Raw genomic sequence first — 18,234 nt, 5'->3', positions numbered from 1 at the left:
ATAATCGATTTAAACCGGCAAAACGGAGCGAACCGGTCTTTCCCACCAGGATAGGAGAAACAATGTCGATCGACAGCACGAGCGCACTCGAATTCCGCGTCACCCCAGGTGCCTGGGAGAACCTCCCCAAGATGCCCGACGCCGAGTACCCCGGCACGGAGGGCTTCATCGGCGACGTCTACGAAAACCCGGACGGTAGCGAGATGTGCAGCGGCTACTTCGAACTGCGCCACACCGACTCGCCTCTCTACTACGAGTACGAGTACGACGAGATGAAGGTCGTCCTCGAGGGCGAGTTCCTCCTCGAGAACAAAGAGACCGGACAGAAGACTGTTGCGAAGGCAAAGGACGCCATCTTCTTCCCCAAAGGCTCCAAGATCTACTTCAGCACTCCCGACTACGCGCTCGCGTTCTACGCGGGCCACCGCGATTCGACGCTCCTGTAGATCCGATGTCGCAGCTCGCATATTCGAGCGTTCCGGCCTGGGCGCGCACGCAGGATGAGGCCGCGCCGCCGAGCACCGACCTTCCCGACGCCACCGGCCGGGAGTACGTGCTCATCGGTGTGGGCGATCCTGCTGCGCAGCCCATGGCCGGCGCGCCGTCGGCCATCGACCTGGTGCGCGCATGGGCACAGGTGCTGTCTCCTGAAATCCGACGTTCCGTGCTCCTCGGTGATCAAGCTGACACCCTCGCGGGCCAGCTCCGAGAAACTCTGCGCGACAGCACTGTTGGTGTCCGCGTCGTGATAGCGGGACCCACAGGCACGTGCCTGCGGTTGCGCGCCACCGCGATCGACGCTGGACTCGAAGACGACGAGATCAGCGTTGTCCCCGTCGGTTCTGGCCCAGTCGACATCTTCTGCTCGCACTGTCGCACCACAACTCGCACCATCGCGGCCATCGACGACGTGATCTCGTGCGACGGCTGTGACCGCGACCTCCTCGTCTACTACCACGTTTCACGACGCACCGGCGCCTTCCTCGGCTTCATGGTCGACGCCGAGACCGCCGAATCCCCAGGAGTCCCGCGATGACAGCACTTGCGGATGCCGACGCCGCGCCCGCGACGCCACAGACAGTGACACGGCCGACCACGCTGATGTTGACGGTGACGTCGATCATCAACAGCGCCAACGGGATACGAGCGATCACGCTGGCACACCCGGATGGCTCAGCACTGCCCGGATTCGTTCCCGGGAGTCACCTCGTCGTCGCGGCGGGAACACATTCCAACGCCTACAGCCTCGTGTCCGACGGTGCGAATCCCACCGAGTACATCATCTCGGTGCTCCGTGTCGAAGAGGGCAACGGCGGTTCGCGGTGGCTGCACGACGAACTCGCCGAGGGCGATCAACTCGAAGTCCGGCCTCCCCGAAGCGCATTCGCCCCCGCTGCCCGCGCCGCGAAACACCTGCTCGTCGCAGGCGGAATCGGGGTGACGCCCATCGTGTCGCACCTCCGCGCGGCAGCGAGGTGGCAGCGAAACGTGCAGGTGCTCTACGCATTCCGCCCCGGCTACGCCGCACACGTCGACGATGTGTCCCAACTGGCCGGATCCCAAGCCGAACTCTTCACGACGCGGGCGGAGTTCTCCACGAGACTCGCCGCGACACTCGAAGAGCAACCGGTCGGGACGCATCTGTACGTCTGCGGTCCCGCCGGCTTCATCGATCACGTCCTCGACGCCGCAACCGCTGCGGGATGGCCGTCGTCGCGTCTGCACTCCGAGCGGTTCGGCATCGACGCGCTGGATGCGGGAGATCCGTTCCGCGTCAAACTCACTCGCAGCGACCGCACACTCGACGTTCCGTCCGGGATAAGCCTCCTCGAAGCACTCGAGGCGAACGACATAGCTGTCCCCAACCTCTGCCGTCAGGGCGTGTGCGGCGAATGCCGGATCGACCTGTGTGGCGGAGACGAACCCATCCATCGCGACCTGTTCCTCACCGATGACGAGAAGAAGTCGCGCACCGCCATCATGCCCTGCGTCTCACGCGCAGGTGCCGGATGCACCCTGGAGGTATCGCTGTGACCACGGCCCCGGTCCGACGAGAGACGACGACCCCAGATCTTCTCTCCGCCTTCCCATTTCCCTTTGTCGACGACATCTACCGGTACAGCACCAACGTCGAACCCGCCAACCAACAGGTGATCACACCCGCCGGCCAGTGGGGAGATTCGGTCGCCGTCATCGACTCCGAGTATCGCAACGAACTCGCCGAACGCGCCGCGGTCCTCGATGCCGACCCGACCCGACGAGCGGTCCTACCGCACATGCGACCCGCCGCCTGGGACGCGCTCATGACCATGCTGCGCGAACTAGCGCACGCCTACCCCGACACCATGCATCTGACGTCGGCCGGACACGACGAATGGCATTGGCGCAACGACCTTCTCGACGACGAGCGCACCTTCCGCTACGGCGAGGAGGCGAGCCTGGGCGACGACCCGCTGCACTACCTCTCGACTCAGGTTCAAGAAGACATCGCCCTTCTCGACCAGCGCGACGACCAGCTCTTCGTCGATGCGGGCGTCATCACCTTCGCCGCCGACTGGAGTTTCGGGTTCGACGTCGGGATGAGCTTCCTGGAGATCCACGGCCCGGTCCCGCGGGTGCGCAAGATGGGCGTCATCACGCGCGCACACGAGTTCCTCAAGCGCCTGCAACCACACGAACCGTATCGCCGTACCAATTGGACGATGACCATCGGACGTCGCCTCGACGTCTCCACAGAGCGCTACCCCGAGTGGGGCCCGGATCGCGAGATGATCCAACATGTCGACGACGCCGAGTTCGGACGTCTCGTCCACCTGCGCGTCGAGGTACAACACCTCATTCGACTCCCCGATTCAGGCGCGATCATGTTCGTGATCCGCACCTATCTGTTGCCACTGGAGGCATTGGCAACGGTCGAACCGTGGCGCGCTCGAGCCGCAGAGGTCTTCGCCGAGCTCCCCGACGACATGGCCGACTACAAGGGCATCATCAAGTACCGCACACGAGCGTCGGAGTGGCTCCGCACGCACGCCGATCCTCAGCCCTCAGCCGACGATAGTCTCACTTGCACAACAGAACTCGACAGCGCGCACAACGTTCCTACCGAACCCGTTCACGGACTACCCGACTGGCCGTCGCGACCACCGGAGGTCGACGCCACGGGATCGGAGTTCCTCATAGTCGCAGCGGGAGCCACCGACGAGACCGCGCACACCGCGCGTGCCTGGGTGCGCACCGCCGAGAGCATCGGCCCGACACGCCTGCTCGTGCTCGACTCGCTGACACACGACGACGACCGAACTTCGCTGATCGACGCCCTGGCCGCAACCCACACGGGCGGAAGGATTCTGGTGACCGGGGGCCAGTACGACGTACTCACCGCACTGGCGCTAGCACGCGAGTCGGGTGCGATCGCCGACGAACTCGCGGCGTTCGTCACCGACACGACCGATCTTCCGGTGTACTGCGCACACTGCCGGGACACGTTCCGTGGGGTAGGAAGTCCGGGCGGCGTCGTCGAATGTCCGGGCTGCACAAGACGTCTGGAAATCCATGAACACCACTCGGCGTCCCGTGGCAGCTTCCTTGCTTCGGCCGTCGACGTCAGGGACCTGGAGGCACTCTCATGACGACCACGGCGGCACCCGCCCACCTACACGACGGCTATCAGACCGGAGCGCGCACGATGCGAGTCGTCGAGGTCCGACCTCTCACCGACGCCATCACCCACTTCCGCTTCGCGCCCATCGACGGGACACTGACCCCGTACCAACCAGGTAGCCACTTGATTGTGCAGGCCGGTGCCACGCGTAACGCGTATTCGCTAGTCGACGACGGAATGTATCCCGACTCGTATGGAATCTCCGTGTTGCGCAAAGACACCGGGGGAGGTTCGCAGTGGTTGCACACCAACCTCGTCGAGGGTGAGCTGGTCGAAATCGAAGGTCCGCGACCGATGTTCGCGCCTGTCCTCGACCAACATCGTGCTCTGCTCGTTGCTGGCGGCATCGGCATCACGCCGATCCTCTCGCACGCCCGTGCCGCAGCGCGAGAAGGTCTGCCGGTGGAGGTCGTGTACTCCTACCGACCGGGGCAGGGCGCACATCTCGACGACCTGCGAGCGCTCGCTGATCTCTCCGACGTGACTGTCTACGAGGCGACCAGTGTCGACGAGACAATCGAGCTCCTCACCAAACGACTTGCGGCTCAACCGCTGGGGACTCATGCCTACGCCTGCGGCCCCGCACCGCTACTGGACTCATATACGCGGCTGGCATCAGCCGCAGGCTGGCCGGCGGCGCGTGTACATCTCGAGAGATTCACCGCCCCCGAGCAGGATCCGGGCGATCCCTTCACGGTGAGCTTGGCCGACGGCACCGCGATCGACGTGCCGCCCGGCGTCTCCCTGCTCGAACGACTCCTCGACAACGGTGTCGACGTCGGCAACATGTGCAGACAGGGCGTCTGCGGGGAGTGCCGCATCCCCGTGCGCGCCGGGGCGATCACGCACCGCGATTACGTGCTGTCCGACGACGAGAAGGCGGCGGGCGACGCGATGCTCTGCTGCGTCTCGCGCGGCGCCGGTGACCTGATCCTCGACGTAGCCCGACCCGCCCCGCCCAGCTGATCGAGCTACACCCGCTGATCGAGCCGACCACCGCTGATCGAGCCGACCACCGCTGATCGAGCCGACCACCGCTGATCGAGCCGACCACCGCTGATCGAGCTTGTCGAGATCACCCACCCGCTGATCGAGCCGACCACCGCTGATCGAGCCGACCACCGCTGATCGAGCTTGTCGAGATCACCCCAGCCCAACCCGCCCAACCGATTTCGAGGTGACCACATGACACTCACCGCAGACCAGTCCCCAGCCCACGCGCAGACCGGCGCGGCGGCCGACTTTCTCGCGCAACCCGTCGACCACCTGTCGAACATTCCATGGCCGTTCCCCGACGAGCTCGAGGAGTTCAACTACTCCGTCAACGTCGAGCCGGCCCGTGTTCCGCGCAGAACCCGCGGAGGGGAGTGGGGCCGCAACCTCGTCGACCTCGGCGGCGCCGAGTACACGTCGATCATGGCCGAGCGCAGGCGAATACTCGACGCCGATCCTTCTCGCGTGCGAATCCGACCAGGCATGGAGATCGCCTGCTGGGATCTGCTTCTGTACTACCTACGCGACCTCGCGCTCGCCTACCCACAATTCATGCACCTCGCAGAACTAGGGTCCGGCCGATTCCATTGGCGCAACGACCTTCTCGGCACCGACGCCGAGTTCACCCTGGGCCACACATCAACACTGCCCAACGGCCCGATGGACTTCCTCGCCCGTGAGGTTCCCGACGATCTGCTCCTCGTGGTCGAACGCGATGGCCGCCTGTACTTCGACGCCGGTGTCGTGACCTTCGCCGCGGCCTGGTCGGTGTCGTTCGACGTCGGCATGGACATGTACGAAATACATTCGCCCGTACCAGGTTTGATCCGAGACGGCATCGTCGCCCGAGCCGAGCAGTTCCTGCGGAGGCTGCCCGCCGACCAGGTCTACCGTCGCGTGAACTGGACCCTCTCGGCGTCGGACTCGCACAAGCTCGACGTCAGCCTCGAGGAGCTTCCCGAGTGGGGCCGCGACATCCCGGCTATGGTACGGGACAAGAACTTTGGCTCGGCGCGCTTGCGCATCGAGCTCGAGCACTTCATTCGGCTCCCGATGTCGGGAGCCGTCACGTTCAACATTCGTACGTTCATGGCGTCGCTCGACGAGGTGCGACGTATCCCCGCGTGGTCGGCCCAGCTGGCCACCGTCATCGAGACCCTCGACGAGCGCATCGCCGCGTACAAGGGCTTTCTCGACTACCGCGACGACGTCGTCGCGTATCTCCGCCAACCCGCCTAACCCGCTGTTCGACCCCACCCCGCTGATCGAGCTTGTCGAGATCACCCCCTGATCGACCCGCCGACCACCGCTGATCGACCCCAACCCCGCTGATCGACCCAACCCCGCTGATCGAGCTTGTCGAGATCACCAAACCCGAGGACCTGCCATGGAACAACTTGCTGCCCACGCGGATCTGTCGTGGATGCTTGCCGCATTCGTGTTCGTTCTGCTCATGTTTCCCGGGCTCGCCTTCTATTACGGAGGAATGCTCGGGTCGCGCAATGTGCTGAACATGATGACGATGGTGCTCATCACCCTCGGCATCACCAGCGTGCTCTACGTCGTGTACGGGTACGGCCTCGTCTCGGGGCCGTCGGTCAAGGGTTGGGGGCTGATCGGTAACCCATCCGACTACATCGGACTCCTCAACCACCAGACCGACGACGGCTCGGGCGGAACCCAAGTCCTTTACTACGCAGCATGGTTCATCCTGTTCGCCGCGATCACCGTGGCGATCGTGGCCAGCGGTGCGGCCGGCCGCATGAAGTTCTCGGCTTGGCTGGTCTTTGTGCCCATCTGGTTGACGCTGGTCTACTTCCCGGTCGCCCACTGGGTATTCAGCGCAGACACCGACGACGCCAAGGGCGGCTTCCTGCTGAACAAGATCGGCATACACGATTTCGCGGGCGGTACTGCGGTGCACATGAATTCAGGTGTCGCAGCGCTTGCGCTGGCACTCGTGCTCGGTGCACGCCGCAAGCGCATGGAGCGCCCACACAACGTGCCGATGGTCCTTCTCGGTGGCGGCATCCTGTGGTTCGGCTGGTTCGGTTTCAACGGCAGCTGTGCCCTGGGGGCGACCTTCTTGACCCAGTTCGTCATCCTCAACACGCTGCTGGCCGGTAGCGCCGGCATGATCGGCTTCGCCATCATCGAGAAGATTCGTGAAGGCCACGTGACATCGTTGGGTGTCATTACCGGCGCGATCGCCGGCCTCGTCGGTATCACTCCGTCGGCCAATGCGGTCAATTCGATTGGTGCACTCTGCGTGGGACTGCTCGCGGCCGGCGTCGTCGCATTCCTGATGAGCATCAAGTCTCGGTTCAAGGTCGACGACAGCCTCGACGCCTTCATCGTGCACGGCATCGGCGGCATCGTCGGAACGTTCTGCATCGTGCTCTTCGCGGCGTCCGCCGCACCCGCAGGTCTGACGGGCATCCTCTTCGGTGGCGACTTCGGTCTCCTCTGGCGCGAACTAGCCGGTATTGTGATCACCTGCACGTTCTCGTTCGTGATGACCTGGCTCATCGCGAAGGCCATCGACAAGACAATCGGCCTGCGCGTCGACGCCGAGACCGAGACCCTCGGCCTCGATTCCACCATCCACGCCGAGACCGCCTACGAGATCCCCGCGGCCGGCGTCGGGCACGCTCCGGGTGGATTCTCCGGTCTTCACCCCGAGCGGGCCGCAGAGAACATCGAGCGCGAACTACCCACTGCCACAAACACACAACCGGCTGGCGCCACCACAGCAACGTCATCTTGAGCAATCCTCGACCGTGAGAACGCCCGTGAGTGCGGAACGACCCGCACACTCACGGGCGTTCTGCGTCCCGGAGCCGGGCCTGCCAACTGTGCGCCCCATCCCGCCGAGCGTGCACCCGCCTCATCCCGATACCACGACCTCACGCGGGCTTAACGCAACCGCAATACCCGAAGCGTCTACTAGGACTAGACAAAGGTTCATACGAGTAGACATACTGGATTCACTCCCCCCCGAACTCCCGGAGCAACCATGACTGACACCCAGACCCTCGCCGAGCTCTGCGAGGCCAACAACACCAAGTTCATCCTCGCCATGTTCGTCGACCTGCGTGGCAAGCCATGCGCCAAGCTCGTTCCGGTCGAGGCAGTCGACGAATTGGCCACCGATGGAGTCGGTTTCGCCGGCTACGCCGTGGGCGCGATCGGCCAGGAGCCCAAAGACCCCGACCTGATGGCCATCCCCGACGTCTCGTCGTTCCTCCCGGTGCCTTTCATCAAGGAGGGGCTGGCCATCGTCCACTGTGATCCCTACGTGCTGGGCAAGCCGTGGCCGTTCGCTCCCCGCAACATCCTCAAGTCCCTGATCGCTCAGACCGCCGACGCCGGCTTCGAGCCCTGGGTCGGCGCAGAGGTCGAGTACTTCCTGCTCAAGCGCGACGCTAGCGGCTCGCTGATCACCGCAGACGCGGCCGACGACTCCGACCGACCCTGCTACGACGTCCGCGGCCTCACCCGCATGTACGACCACCTCACCACCGTCTCGACGGCCATGAACCAGCTCGGCTGGAGCAACTACGCCAACGACCACGAAGACGGCAACGGCCAATTCGAGCAGAACTTCGCCTACTCCGACGCGCTGACCACCGCCGACCGCGTGATCACCCTGCGCTACCTGCTCTCCACCTTCGCTGCCGAGCGCGGCATGGTGGCCACCTTCATGCCCAAGCCGTTCGCCGAACGCACCGGTTCCGGTCTGCACCTTCACCTTTCGCTTACCTCGGCCGGAAACCCGGTCTTCCCGAACGCAGCCGACGACGACGAGCGCGGCCTCGGCCTCTCGGCGCAGGCATACGGATTCGTTGGCGGCATCCTCGAGCATGCTCCCGCCCTGCAGGCCGTGATGGCACCAACAGTCAACTCCTACAAGCGAACCGGCGCCACCGCGACCCGATCGGGCGCATCGTGGGCACCCCGACTCCCCACTTACGGCGGCAACGACCGAACCCACTACGTCCGCATCCCCGACGAGCAGCGCGTCGAACTACGTGGCGGCGACGGCTCGGCCAACCCGTACCTGGCCGTCGCGGCGGCACTCGGCGCGGGACTCGACGGCATCAAGCGCAGCCTCGACCCCGGCGCGCTCGGCACTTGCCCCAGCCACATCTCGTCACTGCCGCTCACACTGCTGCACGCCGTCGAAGCGCTCGAAGCCGACGCGGTCGTCACAGCCACGCTCGACGCCGCGATCCCCGACGAGTGGCCCGCCGACGCACAGACCGTCTCGCAGTACTTCTCGCACCTCAAGCGCGAAGAGTTCTTCGCCTGGCACTCCGCCGTCTCGCCCTGGGAGGTCGACCAGTACCTGACGGCCTTCTAGACCACCCGCTGATCGAGCCGGCCACCGCTGATCGAGCTCCCTACCGCTGATCGAGCTTGTCGAGATCACCCCAACCAACGAAAGGTCCACATCATGTGCGGAATCGTCGGGTTGCACCTGCGCAACCCCGATCTCTACCCCCGCCTCGGGGAACTCCTCTCCGGAATGCTCGGCGAGATGCAAGACCGCGGCGCAGACTCGGCGGGCATCGCCGTGTACGGCAACCCAGACTGGGCGCCCGCCGGACACGGCTGCGTTTGCCTCCTCGACGCCGACGCCGAACCTGCCGACGCTGCAGCACTTCTCACCTCGACGCTCGGCATACCCGTTGCCGCGCAGAAGGTCGACGACACGCTGGTCGTATCGGCGGACCTCGACTCCGCAACCCTCCTCGACGCTGCCCGCTCCGCCTTTCCGACGGCGCTCGTCGCGGGCTTCGGCTCCGACCTGACCGTGCTCAAAGGTGTTGGTGCACCGCGTGACCTGGCGCAGAAGTGGAACCTCGCATCGGCGTCGGGCTGGCAGGGCGTCGGACATACTCGCATGGCGACGGAATCGGCGGTGACTCCGTCGGGTGCGCACCCCTTCGCTGTCGGCCCAGAACAGTGCCTGGTGCACAATGGTTCGTTCTCCAACCATGCGACGATCCGCCGCGAATTGCGCGCGCAGGGCGTCGAATTCGACAGTGAGAACGACACCGAGGTCGGTGCGCGCTTCGTCGCCCATCAGCTCGCGCAGGGCAAGGACGTCGAAACGGCGCTGAAAGAGGTGTGTGCCACCTTCGACGGCTTCTACACACTCCTCGTCTCCAACCGCGACTCCTTCGCGGTTGTCCGTGACGCCATCGCCTGCAAGCCCGCGGTCATCGCCGAGACACCCGACTGGGTCGCGATGGCGAGCGAATATCGCGCTCTAGCACACCTTCCCGGAGTCGACGAGGCCCGCATCTGGGAGCCCGAGCCCGGGGTGGTCTACGCATGGACACGCTGACAGCAACCCCAACCACATCCTCGTCCACGGAGAATCCGATGACCGATCTGTACTTCGACCTCGACACCACACCACTGCGCGAGATCAATTCGGCTCTGCACGGCGACATCTCGGGCGAGGTGATGATCGACAACCCGCACGGCGCGCATAGCGTCGCTGCAGGCGTGAACGCCCCGGTCAAGATCACGGTCAACGGACACGTCGGCTACTACGCGGCGGGCATGAATCAGCAGGCCGAGATCATCATCAACGGCAACGCCGGGACCGGTGTCGCCGAGAACATGATGAGCGGAACCGTCGTCGTCAAGGGCAACGCGTCCCAGTCGGCCGGCGCGACCGCCCACGGCGGACTGCTCGTTGTCGAGGGCGACGCCGCGGCCCGCTGCGGCATCTCGATGAAGGGCGTCGACATCGTGGTCGGCGGCAGCGTCGGCCACAGCAGTGCATTCATGGCGCAGGCCGGACGTCTGGTCATCCGCGGCGACGCCGGACACGGCCTCGGCGACTCGATCTACGAAACCCGCTTGTACGTCCGGGGTTCCGTCGCATCCCTCGGCGCCGACTGCGTGGCCAAGCCGATGCGTAGCGAGCACCTCGAAGAACTCGCCGGACTCCTCAAGGCCGCCGGCTTCAAGGACGACGACCTGTCCGCGTACACCCGCTACGGCTCAGCCCGCGAGCTCTACCACTTCCACGTAGACAACTCGTCCGCCTACTGACGCCGGCCCGCTGGTCGAGCCTGTCGAGACCACTACCCGCAACGGAGAATCCCATGTCCAACCTCAGCAACGCGCAGCGCGGTCTGCGCGAGTCGGCGACCTTCGATCGCTCAACCATCGCCGAGATCCAACGCGCCGCGGAGACAGGCGTTTACGACATCCGCGGTTGGGGAGCTAAGCGCAAGCTGCCGCACTTCGACGACCTCCTGTTCCTCGGCGCCTCCATGTCGCGCTACCCCTTGGAGGGCTACCGCGAACGCTGCGGCACCGACGTCACGCTCGGCACCCGCAATGCGAAGTACCCGCTGCACCTCGACACCCCGGTCACCATCGCGGGCATGAGCTTCGGCGCGCTGTCGGCAGGTGCCAAGGAGGCGCTCGGCCGTGGAGCGTCGGATGTCGGGACGTCGACCACCACGGGCGACGGCGGCATGACCCCCGAGGAGCGCGGGCAGTCCAAACACCTCGTCTACCAATACCTTCCGTCGCGCTACGGGATGAACCCCGACGACCTGCGCAAGGCAGACGCGATCGAGGTCGTCCTCGGACAGGGTGCCAAGCCGGGCGGCGGCGGAATGCTGTTGGGACAGAAGATCACTGAGCGTGTGGCTGGCATGCGCACCCTGCCGGTCGGTATCGACCAGCGAAGCGCTTCGCGACACCCGGACTGGACCGGCCCCGACGACCTCGCGATCAAGATCAACGAACTGCGCGAGATCACCGACTGGGAGAAGCCGATCTACGTCAAGGTCGGCGCCACCCGCACCTACTACGACGTCAAGCTCGCGGTGCATTCCGGCGCCGACGTCGTCGTGGTCGACGGCATGCAGGGCGGAACGGCCGCGACCCAGGAAGTCTTCATCGAGCACGTCGGAATTCCGACACTCGCCGCGATTCCCCAAGCGGTGCAGGCACTTCAGGAGCTCGGAGTGCACCGGGAGGTCCAACTCATCGTCTCCGGCGGAATCCGCAACGGCGCCGACGTCGCGAAGGCCATGGCATTGGGGGCCGACGCCTTGGCGATCGGCACCGCCGCGCTGATTGCCCTGGGCGACAACGATCCTCGATACCAGGATGAGTACGCGGCACTGGGATCGGCCGCGGGCTTCTACGACGACTTCCAGGACGGCAAGGATCCGGCCGGTATCACCACCCAGGATCCGGAGCTCTCCGCACGTTTCGACCCGATCGCCGGTGGATGCCGACTCGCCAACTTCCTTCGCGTGACCACGATGGAGGCGCAGACCATCGCCCGCGCCTGCGGCAAGGCACACCTGCATCACCTGGAACCCGAAGACCTGGTGGCGATTTCGATCGAAGCCGCAGCCATGGCGCGCGTTCCGCTCGCGGGAACCAACTGGATTCCCGGGACGGGAGCGGGTCTGTGAGTACCGAAACCGCATCCATCGTCATCATCGGCGGTGGCCTCGAGGGCGTTGCGACGGCATGGGCTCTGGCGCAGCGCGGCATCACCGATGTCGTTGTCTGCGAGCGCGATACCGTCGGAGGAGGGATGACCGGCAAGTCGTCGGGTATCGTCCGCTGCCACTACGGTGTCAGTTCGCTCGCCGCCATGGCTGCCATCGGCCTCGAGGTATTCGAGAAGGCCGAGGAGATCTTCGGCACCGACATCGGCTTCCGCCAGACCGGCTACGTCGTGGGGGTCGGGGAGCCCAACGTCGACAATCTTCGGAAAAGCCTTGCAGCCCAACGCGAAGTCGGAGTGCAGACCGAGGAGATGGACATCTCCGAGGTGGCAAAGCTCTGGCCCGCAGCCGATCTCGAACCGTTCGCCGCGTTCGGCTGGGAAGAACGCGGTGGCTATGGCGATGCGTATCAGACCGCCCAGGCGTTCGCGGCGTCGGCGAGAGCTGCCGGTGTCCGAATCAAGCAGGGCACCACCGTTTCCGGACTCCTGACCGACGGCGAGCGCGTCACCGGAGTCGAACTCGCCGACCACTCGACCATCTCCGCCGACACCGTCATCGTCGCGACAGGCGTCTGGACCAAGCCCTTCCTCGATAGGTACGGCATCGACGTCCCGATCACGGTGCACCGCGAGCAGATCGTGATGATCCATCCGGGCATGGACCTCGGTGCGGTGCCGGTGTTTTCGGATCTGGTGTCGCTGCAGTACGTCCGCCCGGACGTCCGCGGTGAGATCTTGTTCGGCAACTCAGATCTCGCCGAGCTGGAGGTCGCCAACCCAGACGGATACCTCAATCGCGCCGACGAGGCATTCCTCGACCTCACCGTCGACAAGGTCGGCACCCGATTCCCGGCGTTCACTGACGCGAGCATCACCAGTAGCTACGCGGGCTGCTACGACGTCACACCCGACTGGAATCCGGTGATCTCCACCGGCCCGCTCGATGGGCTCGTCATCGCCGCCGGATTCAGCGGCCACGGATTCAAGATCTCGCCGGCCGTCGGGCGTCTCGTCGCCGACCTCGTCGTCGACGGTCGCAGTAGCGATCCGCGCATCCCGGAGTCCGACTTCCGACTATCCCGCTTCGACGGCGGCGACCTGCTCAAGACCAGATTCCCGTATGTCGGCGCCGGCGAGATGCGGTAGCGGATGTGTGCTCTCCACGGCGGAACACCGACGTCCGCCGGACCTCGCCGTCTACCCGGAGTGAAGTCCGTCTACCGATATGCTGGCGAGGTGACCGACGACGCTCTGATCCGTAACCAATCGGGGACCGCGCGCGAACGTCCCGTCGATCAGCCCGTCGAAGAACTCGAACTCGAATCGGCGATAGCGCACAATGTACGACGTCTCCGCAGGCAGGAGGGGCTGTCGGTCGGCGACATGGCCGCCAAGGTCGGCATCTCCAAGGCCATGCTCTCCAAGATCGAGAACGCGCAGACCTCGTGCAGCCTGAGCACTCTCGCCGCACTGGCCACCGCATTCGACGTCTCGGTGACCTCACTCTTCCGCGGCGCCGACCTCGAACGGTCCGCCGTGTTCGTGAAGGCGGGGGAGGGCTCGCAGATCGTGCGCGAGGGATCGCGCGAGGGCCACGAGTACGAGATGCTCGGCTCGCTCCGCGGCGAGCACAAGCGCCTCGAATGCCTGCTGGTGACGCTCACCGAGAAGTCGGTCACGCAGCCGCTGTTCCAGCACCCGGGCACCGAGTTCATCTTCATGCTCGACGGAACGATGGACTACGCACACTCACGCTCGGTCTACCGGCTCAGCCCCGGCGATTCACTGCAGCTCGACGGCGAGGGCGCGCACGGGCCGGTCGAACTGGTCGAACTCCCGATCCGGTTCCTCTCGGTCATCGCGTTCCCCGACTCGGCCATCTGACACCGATCCGCCCGCCGGCCGAGCCCACCATCGCTGGTCGAGCCCACCATCGCTGGTCGAGCTTGTCGAGACCACCCCGCCGCCGGCCGAGCCAAGCCCGCCGGTCGAGCTGCGCCCGCTGGTCGAGCTTGTCGAGACCACCTCAGCTCGAGTACACGCGGATCCAGTCGAGCGTCATGTACGAGGGGTTCGGCGTCGTGAGGTCGGGGTCGCCGGGCCAGTTCCCGCCGACCGCGAGCGTCAGCAGGAGGTACGTCGGCTTGTTGAACACCCACTTCTTGTCGGCGCTCAACTGCGACGCCCGGTAGCTGCCGACCGTCCGCCCGTCGAGCGCGACGGTGATCGCATCCTTCGACTTCGTGACGGAGTACGTGTGGAAGGCGGTCGACAGGTCGGCGATCGCACCGGAGTTGCCGAGTTGCCATGTTCCGCCCGACGTCGTCGGACCGTGCAGGTGATTCGTGTATGCCGTTGTCACAGAGGGAGTTTCGATGACATCGATCTCACCGCTCTGGGGCCACCCCACCGAGTAGATGTCGGTGCCCATCAGCCAGAACGCCGGCAGTAGACCCTTGCCTGCGGGAAGTTTGATCCTGGCCGACGCCGTCCCGTAGGTGAATGCGACCTTGCCCAGCGTGTTGAGGCGCGCCGACGTGATCGACGTCCCGTTGGAGCGTGCCGCGATCACCAAACGACCGTTGCCGTCGAGGTAGGAGTTCTGCCGCGAGTTGGTATAGGTCTGCCACTCGTTGTTGCCCCAGCCACCGCCACCGGTTTCGAAGTTCCAGTTCGACGTCGACGGTGAGCTACCTGCTGCACCGTTGAACTCGTCTGACCACACCAACGTGGCCGCACGAGCCGGTGCGACATGTGAGAGCCCAAGGGCCGTCATCGATGCGACGAGTGTGAGTGCGATCGGACCGGTCAGGCGGCGCAGCCTTGACGTGGCGCGGCGTCGTATCGCGTGGGGGAGGGTCGGCCGGGGTGGGCGTCGATTCATCGGGACGTTCTCCTCGTCGGTGCGATCCCCCGGTGATGACAATTCGGACACTATCGAATGATCGCCTCGTCTGCCAGCCGAACAGCTAATCCGGGTAGCAATCTGTGATGCCGCGCCTATCAACGGCATTCAGCGCCCCAGCTGTCTCCCAGCCTCCCAGTCGCTCAGCGATCTCCCAGTCGACGTCGAGTGCCTCGCAAGTCTCGGTTGGCATTGTCGGTGATGTCAGAGAGAGCGCTCACCGACGAGCGTTCCGCCGAAGTGAAAGAGGTAGTCATGCCCATCCCGAACAACAACCAGCAGCAGCGCCAGAACCCCGCTCCGGCACAGCGTCGTCGCCGCGTGCGTCGCTTCGATTCGCGCACCCGGCGCTGGAACTGGGTGTGGGTCAACTACTGATCGGTATTCTCCCACCCACTTGTCACGAGACCCCGCCTGGCCGAGGCGGGGTCTCGCCGCGTGAAAACCAGTTGCACAGCGTCGTCGACCAGTGCCAAGCTGACACGCTTGCCACAGAAGGAGGACACCACGCCCGCAACAACATCCACGCTCGACGCGCTCGCGACGGAGCACCCCCATGTACGACGCGCCGTCACCGTGGTCGCACAGTTGCTCAACGATGCGCTCCCCGCAGAACCTGTGTCCATCGACACCTTCCTGACAACACATCTCCGCGCTGACCGGAACGAACTCTTCGTGCAGGTCATGTCCATCAACCCGGCCAGTAGAATCGCCGCAGGTCTCGTTCTCGGCGACCTGATCGAAAGGCATTCGCCCGCAATCGGTCCGGACGAAGACGACGCACCTCCGCGGTGGGCAGAACGCAGCGTCGGCGACGACGAGTTCTCGGTACCCGCCGACATCTCGCTCGCCTTCACCCCCGATAGTCCCTTCGGCAGTGGACCGTTGGTGATCTCGTCGTTGCTCAGCGACGCCAATTCGAGAGCCACTATCTCGCTGTATGCGCCGAATGAACTCCGAGGCATGGTGTCTCGTGCCGTGGTCGAGCTGCGTCGTCGTATCGATGCACGTAACCCGCTGCGCGGCAGAGTGTTATCGGTATCGGTGGACTACAACGAGATCTCGCTGTCGGCTGCCCCTGCGCCGTCGACAACCCGCGCCGACGTGGCCATCCCCGACAGCGTCTGGCGCGAGGTGGATCTGAGTATCTCCGCTGTCACTTCTCGGCACGAAATCCTGACCGCGGCGGGGATGTCGACGAGTCGTGGTCTGCTGCTCGCCGGACCTCCCGGCGTCGGTAAAACGGCGATCGCTCGGACGATCGCCGCAGAATTGCTCGGCGATTTCACCGTTGTCCTCGTCGAATCCGCCGCGGTCATGGCAAAGCTCGGGTCCGTCTACGCCATGGCCGATGTCCTCGGACCGCTCGTCGTGATCCTCGACGACGTCGACCTCTACGTCCGACGCCGGGGCGACGGCGACGACTCCGCACTCGGTGCGCTGCTGTCGGCACTCGACGGCGCGACGGCCCATGACCGCGTCCTGACGATCGCGACGACGAACGATCCGCGCGCGCTCGACGGCGCCGCCACGCGTGCAGCCCGTTTCGACTCGGTGATCGAGCTCAATCCGCCCGATGATGCTGCGGCAGAAGCGATTCTGTCCGGTGTGCTCGCGAGAATCGGCGCTCGCGACGTCGATGTCGCACGGGTCGTCGCAGCACTGCCTCGCGACCGCAGCGGCGCTGACGTGAGCGAGCTGGTACGTCGCGCGATCCTCGTCGACGGAGCCGCACTCACGACCGCGACGCTGTTGTCGGTCATCGGTTCACGCGCGCACGAGGCCGCACTGCCGACGGGCACCTACCTGTAGCGAGCCGCTGTCGGCTACCGCTGACCGTCGACGGTCAGCGGGCTCCGGCGGGGTGCGCTCTCGACCGTCGGGAGCTGCGTCGACACGCCGCGCAGCGCCAGCACGATGGTCCCCGTCACCGACACGTGCGCGGGTAGCTCCGCGTTGAGTGTGCGACGATGCCCAGACGTGTCGACCACCGTGATGTCGACGAGGTGTGCCCCGGCGAGTTCGTTGCCCGGAAAGGCGACGTCGTCGATGGCGGTGGTGAGCGGTAGTGCGGCGTCGACGTGGAGCACGGCGCGTTCTGCGGTGAGTTGCGCACTGCTGATTCGAGTGACGAGCGCGGGAAACCACACTGCCTCGGGGCACAGCGCCTGACTGACGGGCTCGCCCGACTCATCGAGGAAGAACGCGACCTTGCGCCGCAACGACTCCTCCCGCAGCGACATGTCGTTGACGAGGATGTCGCACCCCGAGCATCGAATGGGCAAGCGCCACTTCGTCGAATCGAACGATCTGGCCACGGTGACCCCTTTCAGAGAGGGCAGTATGTCGAACAGTGTCACCACTTCGGTCTACGCCCGACGCCTGGCCGACGACAGCATCCGGGGCGCTAAGACTTCATCAACGGCGCTAAGAGTTCGTCAACGTGATGAACGCCGCTGTCCGTCGTTCGTCTGCACCCTTCGTGAAGGACGCTGCGCGTGGGCATCGGCGAGTACTCTGACCTGCATGTCACGGGCCCCGGTCAAGCGTCGAACCTCATCGCGGGCACGGATCCTCGAGTCGGTGGGCACCATTCTGGAGTCGGGCGTGCGCTACGCGGACGTCCCGGTTGAACGCATTCTGACGACGGCCAACGTGTCGCGGTCGACCTTCTACCAATGGTTCGACGACAAGGGCGATCTGATCGAGAACGCCGCCGAACCCTTCTTCACCGCGTTCTGGGAGGTGTCGGACCAGTGGTGGATGCGCACTGAGCCGAAGGGCCCTGACGACCTCGCCGACACCATCACCCGCATGTTCCAACTCGGGCGCGAGCACGGTCCCGTCTGGCGCGCCTTCCTCGAAACGGTCGACCTCGACGCCAGGCTGAGGACCGAGTTCGGCGGCTTCCTCGAGCTGTACACGGCGAAGATGGCCGAACGTCTGCGCCAGGATCAAGTCGACGGTCTCGCCGCTGCCGACCTCGACCCGGACCAGACCGCACGATTCATCACCGTCACCACGCGGGGCAGCCTCCTCGACCTCACGAACGCCCCGGAGAAATTCGACGCCGAGTTCGCCGCATCACTCGCCCGCGCCTACTGGTTGACGATGTATGGGCCAGACTCTCCGGCTGTTGACGACGCGCAGACTGAAAGCAGTTCGACGTAGGTC

General features: G+C 65.2%; 19 protein-coding genes. 16 read left to right on the top strand and 3 right to left on the bottom strand.

The genetic code is table 11. From position 1 onward, the window contains the following. Window positions 1-62 precede the first annotated feature (62 nt). From A5788_RS02915 to A5788_RS02895, 5 genes are read left to right on the top strand one after another with little or no spacing between them, the layout of a single operon-like run. Window positions 63-446, top strand: coding sequence for a cupin domain-containing protein (locus A5788_RS02915; protein WP_049699153.1), 384 nt, complete (start codon window positions 63-65; stop codon window positions 444-446). Window positions 447-451: 5 nt separating this feature from the next. After that, the gene (locus A5788_RS02910) at window positions 452-1,036 is read left to right on the top strand and encodes a dimethylamine monooxygenase subunit DmmA family protein (RefSeq protein ID WP_064867928.1); all 585 of its coding nucleotides are present in this window, start codon (window positions 452-454) and stop codon (window positions 1,034-1,036) included. Continuing rightward, complete coding sequence (locus A5788_RS02905; protein WP_064867930.1) at window positions 1,033-2,034, top strand: PDR/VanB family oxidoreductase; 1,002 nt, start codon at window positions 1,033-1,035, stop codon at window positions 2,032-2,034. The genes A5788_RS02910 and A5788_RS02905 overlap by 4 nt, the downstream gene beginning before the upstream one ends. Beyond that, window positions 2,010-3,629, top strand: coding sequence for a heme-dependent oxidative N-demethylase family protein (locus tag A5788_RS02900; RefSeq protein WP_064867933.1), 1,620 nt, complete (start codon window positions 2,010-2,012; stop codon window positions 3,627-3,629). Before A5788_RS02905 ends, A5788_RS02900 begins: the two co-directional genes overlap by 25 nt. Further along, window positions 3,626-4,627, top strand: coding sequence for a PDR/VanB family oxidoreductase (locus tag A5788_RS02895; protein ID WP_064867936.1), 1,002 nt, complete (start codon window positions 3,626-3,628; stop codon window positions 4,625-4,627). Before A5788_RS02900 ends, A5788_RS02895 begins: the two co-directional genes overlap by 4 nt. Window positions 4,628-4,632: 5 nt before the next feature. Here the strand turns inward: A5788_RS02895 and A5788_RS02890 are convergent, their stop codons facing one another. Further along, window positions 4,633-4,848 carry a hypothetical protein gene (locus tag A5788_RS02890; RefSeq protein WP_156525436.1) on the bottom strand — a complete coding sequence of 72 codons (216 nt, stop codon included), beginning with the start codon at window positions 4,846-4,848 and terminating at the stop codon, window positions 4,633-4,635. Between A5788_RS02890 and A5788_RS02885 the strand changes: the two genes are divergently transcribed. The 8 genes from A5788_RS02885 (at window position 4,847) to A5788_RS02850 (ending at window position 14,039) form a co-directional block, all read left to right on the top strand. Further along, a complete protein-coding gene (locus A5788_RS02885) occupies window positions 4,847-5,893 on the top strand; it encodes a heme-dependent oxidative N-demethylase family protein (protein WP_064867942.1) in 1,047 nt (348 codons plus the stop codon). The two genes, A5788_RS02890 and A5788_RS02885, sit on opposite strands and share 2 nt — an antisense overlap. A 148-nt stretch (window positions 5,894-6,041) precedes the next feature. After that, window positions 6,042-7,421, top strand: a complete 1,380-nt coding sequence (locus tag A5788_RS02880; protein WP_064866964.1) for an ammonium transporter — start codon at window positions 6,042-6,044, stop codon at window positions 7,419-7,421. A gap of 249 nt (window positions 7,422-7,670) precedes the next feature. After that, window positions 7,671-9,017 carry a type III glutamate--ammonia ligase gene (gene glnT, locus A5788_RS02875; protein WP_064866966.1) on the top strand — a complete coding sequence of 449 codons (1,347 nt, stop codon included), beginning with the start codon at window positions 7,671-7,673 and terminating at the stop codon, window positions 9,015-9,017. A gap of 93 nt (window positions 9,018-9,110) precedes the next feature. After that, window positions 9,111-10,007 (top strand): glutamine amidotransferase, encoded by an 897-nt coding sequence (locus tag A5788_RS02870; RefSeq protein WP_064866968.1) that lies wholly within the window; start codon window positions 9,111-9,113, stop codon window positions 10,005-10,007. Then, a complete protein-coding gene (locus tag A5788_RS02865) occupies window positions 9,995-10,726 on the top strand; it encodes a protein glxC (protein WP_064866970.1) in 732 nt (243 codons plus the stop codon). Before A5788_RS02870 ends, A5788_RS02865 begins: the two co-directional genes overlap by 13 nt. Window positions 10,727-10,779: 53 nt before the next feature. Beyond that, window positions 10,780-12,114, top strand: a complete 1,335-nt coding sequence (locus A5788_RS02860) for an FMN-binding glutamate synthase family protein (protein WP_064866972.1) — start codon at window positions 10,780-10,782, stop codon at window positions 12,112-12,114. Continuing rightward, the gene (locus A5788_RS02855; protein ID WP_064866974.1) at window positions 12,111-13,301 is read left to right on the top strand and encodes an NAD(P)/FAD-dependent oxidoreductase; all 1,191 of its coding nucleotides are present in this window, start codon (window positions 12,111-12,113) and stop codon (window positions 13,299-13,301) included. The genes A5788_RS02860 and A5788_RS02855 overlap by 4 nt, the downstream gene beginning before the upstream one ends. A gap of 3 nt (window positions 13,302-13,304) precedes the next feature. Further along, window positions 13,305-14,039 (top strand): helix-turn-helix domain-containing protein, encoded by a 735-nt coding sequence (locus tag A5788_RS02850; protein ID WP_387316391.1) that lies wholly within the window; start codon window positions 13,305-13,307, stop codon window positions 14,037-14,039. 142 nt (window positions 14,040-14,181) lie between these two features. Here the strand turns inward: A5788_RS02850 and A5788_RS02845 are convergent, their stop codons facing one another. Continuing rightward, window positions 14,182-15,090: a glycoside hydrolase family 16 protein gene (locus A5788_RS02845; RefSeq protein ID WP_231894334.1), complete on the bottom strand. Its 909-nt coding sequence runs from the start codon at window positions 15,088-15,090 to the stop codon at window positions 14,182-14,184. A gap of 171 nt (window positions 15,091-15,261) precedes the next feature. Between A5788_RS02845 and A5788_RS24005 the strand changes: the two genes are divergently transcribed. Both A5788_RS24005 and A5788_RS02835 read left to right on the top strand, forming a co-directional pair. Continuing rightward, the gene (locus A5788_RS24005) at window positions 15,262-15,438 is read left to right on the top strand and encodes a hypothetical protein (protein ID WP_197494622.1); all 177 of its coding nucleotides are present in this window, start codon (window positions 15,262-15,264) and stop codon (window positions 15,436-15,438) included. Window positions 15,439-15,546: 108 nt separating this feature from the next. Then, on the top strand, window positions 15,547-16,872 hold the full coding sequence (locus A5788_RS02835) for an ATP-binding protein (RefSeq protein ID WP_231894333.1): 1,326 nt from the start codon (window positions 15,547-15,549) through the stop codon (window positions 16,870-16,872). Window positions 16,873-16,886: 14 nt separating this feature from the next. On the opposite strand, the gene A5788_RS02830 is transcribed toward A5788_RS02835, so the two are convergent. Then, the gene (locus tag A5788_RS02830; RefSeq protein WP_197494621.1) at window positions 16,887-17,423 is read right to left on the bottom strand and encodes a hypothetical protein; all 537 of its coding nucleotides are present in this window, start codon (window positions 17,421-17,423) and stop codon (window positions 16,887-16,889) included. Between the two features lie 163 nt (window positions 17,424-17,586). Here A5788_RS02830 and A5788_RS02825 point away from each other — a divergent pair, with 163 nt between their 5' ends. After that, window positions 17,587-18,231, top strand: coding sequence for a TetR/AcrR family transcriptional regulator (locus A5788_RS02825; protein ID WP_064866978.1), 645 nt, complete (start codon window positions 17,587-17,589; stop codon window positions 18,229-18,231). Window positions 18,232-18,234 lie beyond the last annotated feature (3 nt).

Origin of the sequence: Gordonia sp. 852002-50816_SCH5313054-c (assembly GCF_001665925.1) — a bacterium.
Lineage (GTDB): Bacteria > Actinomycetota > Actinomycetes > Mycobacteriales > Mycobacteriaceae > Gordonia > Gordonia jacobaea.
Note: the sequence above shows the minus strand (reverse complement) of the source record. Positions and strands in the feature narration are given on the sequence as shown.